At 35.3% G+C, this 9,666-nt stretch carries 4 protein-coding genes; all 4 read left to right on the forward strand.

The features are described 5' to 3' along the window. The first annotated feature begins 12 nt into the window (after nt 1–12). Complete coding sequence (locus tag NNL09_RS17945) at nt 13–2,058, forward strand: hypothetical protein (RefSeq protein WP_231389178.1); 2,046 nt, start codon at nt 13–15, stop codon at nt 2,056–2,058. Nucleotides 2,059–2,061: 3 nt separating this feature from the next. Next, on the forward strand, nt 2,062–5,934 hold the full coding sequence (locus NNL09_RS17950) for a T9SS type A sorting domain-containing protein (RefSeq protein ID WP_196910369.1): 3,873 nt from the start codon (nt 2,062–2,064) through the stop codon (nt 5,932–5,934). 33 nt (nt 5,935–5,967) lie between these two features. Beyond that, nucleotides 5,968–7,323, forward strand: a complete 1,356-nt coding sequence (locus NNL09_RS17955; RefSeq protein WP_196910368.1) for a PKD domain-containing protein — start codon at nt 5,968–5,970, stop codon at nt 7,321–7,323. Between the two features lie 80 nt (nt 7,324–7,403). Next, nucleotides 7,404–9,662 (forward strand): hypothetical protein, encoded by a 2,259-nt coding sequence (locus NNL09_RS17960; RefSeq protein ID WP_196910367.1) that lies wholly within the window; start codon nt 7,404–7,406, stop codon nt 9,660–9,662. Nucleotides 9,663–9,666 lie beyond the last annotated feature (4 nt).

The following is a 9,666-nucleotide window of genomic DNA, read 5'->3' on the forward strand; positions in this document are numbered from 1 at the left end:
ATACGATTTTTCATGTATAGTTGTATCGTTCTGGCCAATATATCCCTATATGCTCAGGACTCTATTCCTGCAATAAAAATAATTTCTCATACAGATGGAAATACTGTTATGTTACGGTGGGCTGTATCAAACCCAATTACTTGGGAAAAGGCAAATACTTATGGGTATAGTATAGAGCGTTATACTATAGAAAAAGATGGAGCAAAGTTATCTCAACCAGAGAAAACAGTAATTACATCAACTCCAATAGTACCAGAGCCTTTAGAAACCTGGGAGAATATTGTAGTATCCAATAATCACGCTGCTATTATGGCGCAAGCGCTATATGGAGAAAAGTTTGAAGTCGGAAATATGCAAGAAGGCGGCTTTGCACAGATTGTTAATCAAGCTAAAGAAGCAGAGCAACGTTTTTCTTTTGCCCTCCTAGCTGCAGATATGGACTTTAAAGTAGCTATAAAAGCCGGGTTAGGTTTTATAGATACAGAGATACAAGAGGGGGAGACTTATTTTTATACTATAAAAACAGAAATCCCAAAAGAGATATTGAACGTAGAAGAAGGCAATGTGTATGTGGATTTCAATAAAAGTCAAAAACTTCCAAAACCAATAGATCTTATAGCAGTTAATGAAGATAAAAGCATATTACTAACCTGGGAATATGAAAGATTAAAAGCAGTGTTCAATTCTTATTATGTAGAACGCTCTGATGATGGAACCGATTTTAAAAGATTAGGGGATGCTCCATTAGTAAACATGAATGGTAAACCAGGAACGCCCAGAAGGATGTATTATACGGATACCTTGTCTCAAAATAATAAAACCTATCATTATAGAGTAGTTGGGATTTCTCCTTTTGGAAAACACAGTCCTCCTTCAGAAATTGTTGCTGGTCAGGGAATCAAAAAACTAGAGGTAACTCCTCATATCTCTAAAACAGAATTTGATACTTCTGGAGCGATACAGATACATTGGGACTTTGAAAAAGTAGCAGAATCCGAAATTACAGGATTTGAACTCAATTGGGCATCACAGGAAAAAGGACCATATACTGTGGTCAAAAAAAATATACAACCTCATGCTAGGCAAACTACTTTCAATGAAGTAGATCCGTCTAACTACTTTACAGTATCGGCTTTGGGTAAAAATAATCAAAAAACCACTTCTTTTGCTGCATTCGCACAAACCATAGATAGTATTCCACCTCATAGTCCTGTAGGATTGAGAGGGGCTGTTGATACATTGGGGGTCGTAAAATTGCAATGGACAGCCAATACAGAACGTGATATATTAGGGTATCGGGTATATAGAGGAAATCTTGAAAAAGAAGAATTGGTACAGATCACAGTGTCTCCCGTATCAAAAACAACATATACAGACACCGTACAGGTAAAATCTTTAAATAAAAAAGTGTTTTATCAGGTAGCTGCCGTAGATAGACGGTATAACATGTCTAAGTATTCAAAAAAGATAACATTAAAGAAGCCAGATATAGTACCCCCTTCATCTCCAATTTTTTCGGCGTATGAAGTGAAAGAAAATGGTGTATACCTATCCTGGATCAATAGCAGTAGTAATGATGTATCTGGTCATCGATTATATCGCAAGCATATCGCGGAAGAAAATAAGGGCTGGAAGTTGATTTTTAAAACCGACACTATAACCTCCTATATCGATGTTAATGCCAAATCAGGAGAATACTATCAATACGCCATATTTGCCATAGATGAATCAGGGTTACAATCATCCCCATCTACTCCACTAACGATAACTATGCAGTTTAATGTTCCACAACAAGTAATAAAAAATTTTAAAGGAGTAGTCGATAGATTGGTAGAGAAGATTGATCTATCATGGAAAATTTCAGGCGAACAAGTCTCTGAGGTCTGGATTTATAAAAATATAAAAGATAGTATGCCTGTTCTTTGGAAACAGTTGCCCGCCAGTATCACCATGATTACGGATACACATGTGAGCCCCAACACAGAATATACATACCTGTTAAAAGCAATACTAAAAAAGGGATACAGTACCCTGAAAACTGTGAATATAACATATTAACTTATGAAAAACGTAATAGTAATACTAGGATGCGTATTGATCACTGTAATATCCTATGGACAAAAGCATATAGCTACCATAACAGGACATTTGGGAGGGAATGAAGATAATGTGGGGTTATATTATCGAATGACTATGGGAGGTAAAACAATAGCTACCAATAGTATATCAGGAGGAATATCAATTGAGGTAGATGTACAAAACCAAGAAATAGAAGCGTCTGCAGATGAGATATACATTTTTCTTAGCTGGCAGGGAACTTTTGATGGTACTGGAAAACCTGGTTCTGCAGAGGGGACATTAAAAATTTCGAGTTGTTATCAGGCCAGTAATCTTGCGATACCTCTAAAAGATTTAGGTAACGGAATTGGAGGATATGCTCGACTGGATATCAATATTCGCCCTGAAGTCAAAATTCTTCCTCCGGATGATAATGAATATTTTTTACCTCTAGACCAGAAGGTAATCATAAAAGCACCAGAAGGATTCTCTTCTGATGTATATAATTGGGAATATAAGTTGGAAGATAGCAATTGGGCTACTATTAAGACTACTCACAATGGACGATATATTTTGGGTGAAAATGAAAATGGAGCTAGTGCATTAGATCTTTTTCCCAGCGCCCAGAATTTTCTTGGGGAGACAGTAAGATTCAGAATTAAATACTGTGGTAGTAGTTATGCTCCAGAAGTTATTTATCGGGTAGTCCCTTCTGCACCTACTATTATTGCTACACAAGTCACTAATCCAGATTGTATTGGGGATACAGGAAGTATAGAGTTTACCTTCTCTAGAGCTTTGTACACAAGTGAGAAATTATCCATAATTTCTGCACATAAAGATAATGGTGTTGTAATATATAACGAATCTCCTACTATAGAAGAGTTGACATTAACACCTAATAATACATATACGCTAACAGGTATTACTCCTCAAACACAATATGATGGTAAGTATAGAATAAAACTTTTAGGGTTTTATGATGGACATTCTACATATTCAGGTTCTGATGCACATTTTAGCATATTTTCTATAGAAAACCCTACTCCAGTAGTTTTTGATCCCATATTGCCAGAGCATGTTACCGATCTAAGTTGCCAAAATACAAAAGATGGAACGATTACAATATCGGCTTCAGGAGGAGGAGGAACATACCAATACTTAATAAAAAAAAATAGTGACCCTTGGGGAATTGTTTGGAATAACTTTACAGCAGGAAATCAATCTATAATCACAGGACTTTCAGCAGATACATATCAAATTCAGATACGTGATGGTAAAGGTTGCATTGCCTTAATAAATGGAAATCCTATCATAAAAGAAGCAACTATAAAGTCACCAATAGCTATAGATGCTCAAGTTACCGATTTAAAAGAGCCTATAGCTAATGGTAGCAGTGATGGGAGTATTACAGCAATTATAAAAGGAGGAACCCCATACACTAATGGTACCTATACGTTTAAGTGGATAAATAAAAATAATCCAGGTCAGGTTTTTACAACGATAGAAACAGAAGTCTTGCCTAATAATCTGGGATATGTAGTAAGATTACATAGTATACCTTCGGGAATGTATGCATTAGAAATTTCGGATAAATCAAATTGTTCTGCACTCATTGATAATATTTTCTTAGATCAACCCGAAATGTTAGAAGTTGCATTAGAAATTACCTCGACTATTTCCTGCTCAGGAGGAAGTGATGGGGTATTACTAGCTACTGCCAAAGGAGGAGTACCTTATACTCCAAACTTAGATACAAATTTTCTACTATATTATTATTCCTGGAAAAAATTAGAAAATGGAGTTTGGGTAGATTTACCACAACTAGAGAATACCAAAACAATTAGCTCACTTCAAGCAGGGACTTATGCTGTATTTGTAAAAGATAAAAATAATATTGAAGTGATGATGCCAATTGATATATCATCACCAGAAGCATTACATCTAGAATTTGAAACAACAATACCTTTATGTCATGGAGGAGCTAATGGTTCTGCTACAGTAAGAGTTACCGGTGGAACAGGAAAAGATACATACACCTATGAATGGAAAAATAGTGACGGTCTAGTCATATCTGAGCAGGCAACTGTAACAAATTTGTATGCTGGAAACTATACAATAACTGTTACAGACGCAAATGGATGTACCCTAGAAGATATAGTAGATATTATCGAACCCCAAATATTAAGTGTCACATTTGATACCACAAGAGCTACTTGTGGTGGATCAAATGGTTCTGCGACAGTACAGGTAAATGGCGGGACAGCAGGATACACCTATTTATGGAACACAGGAGAAACTACTCAGAAAATAGAAGGCTTAAAAGCAGATACATATACGGTAACAGTTACAGATGCTAAAAATTGTAAAATAACAGATACAGTTGTGATACAAGAACCAGATCCAATTACCATAGAACGTATTGAGACTACGAGAACCAATTGTGGAGGCGCAATAGGTACTGCAGAAGTGGTCATGTCTGGGGATACAGCTCCATATACGTATCTCTGGAGCACGGGAGCAACTACTCAGAAAATAGAGAATTTACCTTATGGAGAATATACCGTAATTGTAAAAGATAAAAATAATTGTATTGTAGAAGGTAGTACTATCATACAAGAACCCGATCCTATTGTTGTAGAACGTTTTGAAACTATACCAGGAACATGTGATGAACCCAATGGTACAGCAAAAGTAATCATGTCTGGTGCTACAGGACCATATACATATGAGTGGAGTACAGGGGCAACTACCCAGGAGATAACCAATGTTCGTGCTGGTAAATATTTTGTGGTGGTAACAGATTCTAATTATTGTACTACTACAGGAAAAGTGATCATTGAAGAAATTAGCGGGATCGAGATAGATGTTATTTCTCATGTAGACCCTCTATGCGCAACTAGTAAAGATGGTTCGATAACAGTATTACCCAAAGGAGGAACAGAACCATATACCTATATGTGGACCAAAAAAGGAACGTCTGAAGTTATTGCTACTTCAGCAGATATTAGCGGATTATCATCAGGAACATATGTAGTAGAAGTAAATGATGCTATAGGATGCACAAAAGTGTACGAAGAGACATTGATTGCCCCCGAAGTTGTTGAGGTCGTCTTGGGTAATGACCTTTCAATTTGCAGGGGGCAATCTGTAGTATTTGATATTACTATCGATGATCCTAATGCAACGTATTCGTGGGTTTCTGATACAGGGTATAGTAGTAATACACCTACTGTAGAACTAATAGATTCGGGAACGTATACCGCTACAGTAACCACAGGAATTGGATGTATAGGTACAGATGAGGTTGTAATCACAGTATCGGATAACCCAATAGATGCAGATTTTTTGTATTCTACATATTCATTTTCGGACCAGCAGGTCGAAGTAATAAATACAAGTAATCCTATCGGAGAACGTATTGAGTGGGTTGTTTCTGAAGGAGCAAATATTGTTGAAGAAACTAAAGAAAAAATCATTTTAAGTTTTGAAGAATCTGATATTCCTAAGACATACTATACCACATTAACTTCTTATAATAAAAATGAGGAATGTTCTATATCCTTAACTAAACCCATCATCATAGAGCCAGGACAAGGCTTTTCTGAAGATTTTGGAAATGAAAAATTTATAGAAGAGTTTTTAATATTTCCCAATGCAAGTAATGGAGATTTTTCTATTAAAGTCAATCTGGCAGAACCATCAAATATACGTGTAAAAATAATGAATCTTATATCTACAATAATAGATCAGCAAGAAGCAAAAGGAGCAGATGGTTATGAATTTAAACATAGTCTAAGTATGGCTCCAGGAATATATTTGGTTGTATTAGAAACTTCTCATGGATCAGAAACCAGAAAATTAGTGGTCGAATAAAAGAAAATCAAACTCTAACTCAAAATGATTGGTATGATAAAGAAAATACTGCTATATAGTGTTGGAATAATATTAATTAGTTGCGCTAAGGAGACTGCTATTCCTGTTACAGTCGACTTTGATTTTGAAGTAGCAAAAGACGATTATTCTGTACCTGTAAAAGTATTAATTAACAATAAGACAGAGGGTGCCGAATTGTACGAATGGCATTTTGAAGGAGGAGAACCATCTTTTTCAAACTCTCGTAATCCTGGAGTGATTAGTTATACTAATAAAGGAGAATATGTCATAGAGCTCACTGCCACTAATCAAGATGGTTCTAATGATACCAAAAGCATCCCAATACAAGTAGATGAACCTATTTATATTGGTTTTGAAATAACTAATATCAAAAATAATTTTTCGCCGGCAGCTTATACTTTTAAAAATACTACCACGGGGGCAAATCAGTTTTACTGGACTTTTGAAGGAGGAATACCAGAAAACTCTACAAAAGAAGATCCAGGACAAATACTATTTAAAACACCAGGAGAACATAAGGTTAAACTAGAAGCCAGTAGTGATCGGGAGAGTTATAATTTCGAAAAAACAATAATTGTATCTCCATATCTTGATGTTGATTTTACCTATACTGTAGCATATAACGATGATGATTATCAGGTGCCAGTACATGTAAATATAGAAAAAACAGCAATTAGCACTACTACATACCAATGGGATTTCCCGGGAGCGATACCATCAATTTCTAATCAAGAAGATCCAGAGGAAATAGTATATACAATACCAGGGATATATCCTATTGCGGTAACAGCTTCAAATGGTAAAGAGGTAAAAATAATAACAAAAGAAATAGAAGTCTTTAAGAATACAAACCTTAGAACTTTTTCAGATGTTAAACTAGGAATTAATACAGCGCACCTTAACCATACTATAGGTAGTTTTTATAGTATAGCAGATCGACGAGTATATACTGCGAATGAGATTGATGATAAAACAGCCGCTACAATCGATTTAGTATACTATGGATTTAGTAATAGTTTTAATACCAATCGATTTACTAGCCCAGACGATCTTTCAGATACTACATTTCCCGATATCGAGAACGCAAAAAAAACAAAATTTATCAATTCACAAGAATCTTGTAATTGTAGTGCATCATTTACAGCGTTACAATTTGATACTATAGAGGACGATACTTTATTTCAAAATTTAATAGTAGATGAAACTCCTGAGGGATTAAAAGATTTTGATAACAGTACTGTACCAAGGATTGTTTTGTTCCAGACACAAGAAGGAAAGAAAGGCGCTATAAAAATCAAAAAATACGTAGAAGCAGGACAGGAATCTTACATTTTGGTTGATATAAAAGTACAGAAAGAAGCACAGTAATACTTAAAGGAGTATAGACAAAATTAGTTGAGGTTAGAAAAAGAGGGATACAAAAGTTTATGAAAAAAATGATATCAAAAATGGGTAATAAATTTGAGTGTTTACTGGTATTTCTTGTAGTGTCATGGAGTGCAGTTTCACAACAAAAACCTGTGCAGGTTACACCTCAATTAATTCCTCCTTATAGTCTTAGATTATCAGAATACGAAACGATTACTACAGAAAAACTAATAGTAAACTTATACCTTACCGATATTAACACGTTTAATCGGCAGGTTCGTTTAAAATTATTTATAGAGAATAATGCGGGATTATCGATTCAAAGTAGTGATGTGGTATTAGGAGCGCCTCCTATTTTTTTGGATGGAGGGACTTCATTACGACTAAGCAATCTAGATTTACGTCCTTATTTTTCTCTTCAGAATCTAAGAGGGGTTACTCTACAACAATATAATACCCCTTTACCAGAAGGTTTATACCGTTTCTGTTTTGAAGTGTATGATATAAAATCAGGACAACAACTTTCTCGCAAAAGTTGTGTTGCTGCATATCTGTTACTTAATGATCCTCCTTTTTTAAATCTCCCCAAACGAGATGAACAAGTAGTGGTTCGCGATCCACAAAATATCATTTTTCAGTGGACTCCTCGTCATCTTAACGCTACTAATGTAGAGTATGAGTTTACACTAGCAGAATTATGGGATAATGGTATGAATCCCCAGGCTGCTTTTTTAGCAAGTCGTCCTATTTACCATACCACTACCTATGCAACAACTTTACTCTATGGTCCTGGCGAGACCATGCTACTACCCGATAAGAAATATGGATGGCGGGTTCGAGCTATTGTAAGTGATGGAATTACTAAAAGTGCAGTTTTTAAAAATGATGGATATAGTGAGATTTTTCATTTTACTTATGCTGGGGATTGTGTAGATCCTCAATTTATCATGGCCAAAGGAGTAAGCTCTGTTCAGGAAAAAATTACCTGGCAAGGTGTACAACACAAGCAATATATAGTAGAATATCGTAAGAAAGATGTAGAAAATGCGGTATGGTTTGGTAGTGAAAGACCCATCTTAGAAGAAGAAACGACGATTTATAAACTAACCCCAGGTACTACGTATGAGTTTAGAGTAGGAGGGCAATGCCAGGAAAATGGTCCATACACCTATTCACAGATTTATGAATTCACAACCCAGATAGAAGATGGGGAGAGCACTTATAATTGTGGGATCACACCAGAGATCAAGATTGAAAATCAGAAACTATTACCAGAGTTAGTATCAGGAGATACGTTTACAGCAGGAGATTTTCCTGTATTGGTTCATGAGGCATCTGGTAGTAATGGCAATTTTACTGGGATGGGGTGGATCAAAATCCCATACCTTAATGATATTAATGTAGGTGTGGTTTTTAAAGGAATTGCTATTAATACGGATTATGAGTTAATCAAAGGAATGGTAGAGACCACCTATGATGTAACCTGGAGTAATGTAGATGATATTGGGGATGAGATAGAAGTGATTAAAGATTTAGCAAACACAACAGGTAAGCTTATTACAGAATTGATAGAAAATATGGATGAATTATTATCCTCTGGAGAGTGGCATGAATATCACGATCAATTGATGAATAATCTGAATGAAAATTTACCAGTCACACTAGAAAACAATTTGATTTCTGCAGATGACAAACTACAAAATGCCCAATCGGCATTAGAAGATGCAAAAGAGTCGGGAGATAAAGAAGCTATAAAAGAAGCAGAAGAGGCATTAGAAGATGCAAAAGAAGAGTACGAAGTTGCTATCCAGGATGTAAAAGAATTCTTATCAGAAGCCTCAAAAATTCTTAAGGAAGCTCTCAAATCAATCTCTAAAGAGAATGAAGAAAATAACATTATTATTTATCAGGAAGCGTTGGATAAGGCATATAAACAAGCAATAGCTGATGTAGAGATAACGCAAGATGTTATTGCTTCTGTAGAAGAAGACGAACTTGATATAACGATAGAAATGATAGGAGAACCACAGTTAATTTCTGAGATAGAAATTCCTGAAAAAACACAGCAAAAACTTCGAGAATATTTTAATGTAGAAATAGACTATAACAAAGCAATTGTATCCAGGTATTTTTCAGAGCATTATAGTAATGAAGGAGAACGTGAAAAACTAGCATTGTCATTAAAAAAATCAAACGAAGCTATAGGAGTATATATCTACAATCAAAAAAAAGCTTCAACTCCTCGATCAGAAATTATAATAGTAGTAAAAGAGATATTGTATAAAGAAATTTCAGAAATCGTACAACAAGCGGCTTATGCTGTAGAAAAAGGAAATTAAAATG

This window comes from Aquimarina sp. EL_43 (assembly GCF_943422735.1).
GTDB classification, from domain to species: domain Bacteria; phylum Bacteroidota; class Bacteroidia; order Flavobacteriales; family Flavobacteriaceae; genus Aquimarina; species Aquimarina megaterium.

Excerpts from the sequence above, each read along its gene's own strand:
- NNL09_RS17945 (WP_231389178.1), top strand. The coding sequence starts at position 13 with ATGTATAGTTGTATCGTTCTGGCCAATATATCCCTATATGCTCAGGAC.
- NNL09_RS17950 (WP_196910369.1), top strand. The coding sequence starts at position 2,062 with ATGAAAAACGTAATAGTAATACTAGGATGCGTATTGATCACTGTAATA.
- NNL09_RS17955 (WP_196910368.1), top strand. The coding sequence starts at position 5,968 with ATGATAAAGAAAATACTGCTATATAGTGTTGGAATAATATTAATTAGT.
- NNL09_RS17960 (WP_196910367.1), top strand. The coding sequence starts at position 7,404 with ATGGGTAATAAATTTGAGTGTTTACTGGTATTTCTTGTAGTGTCATGG.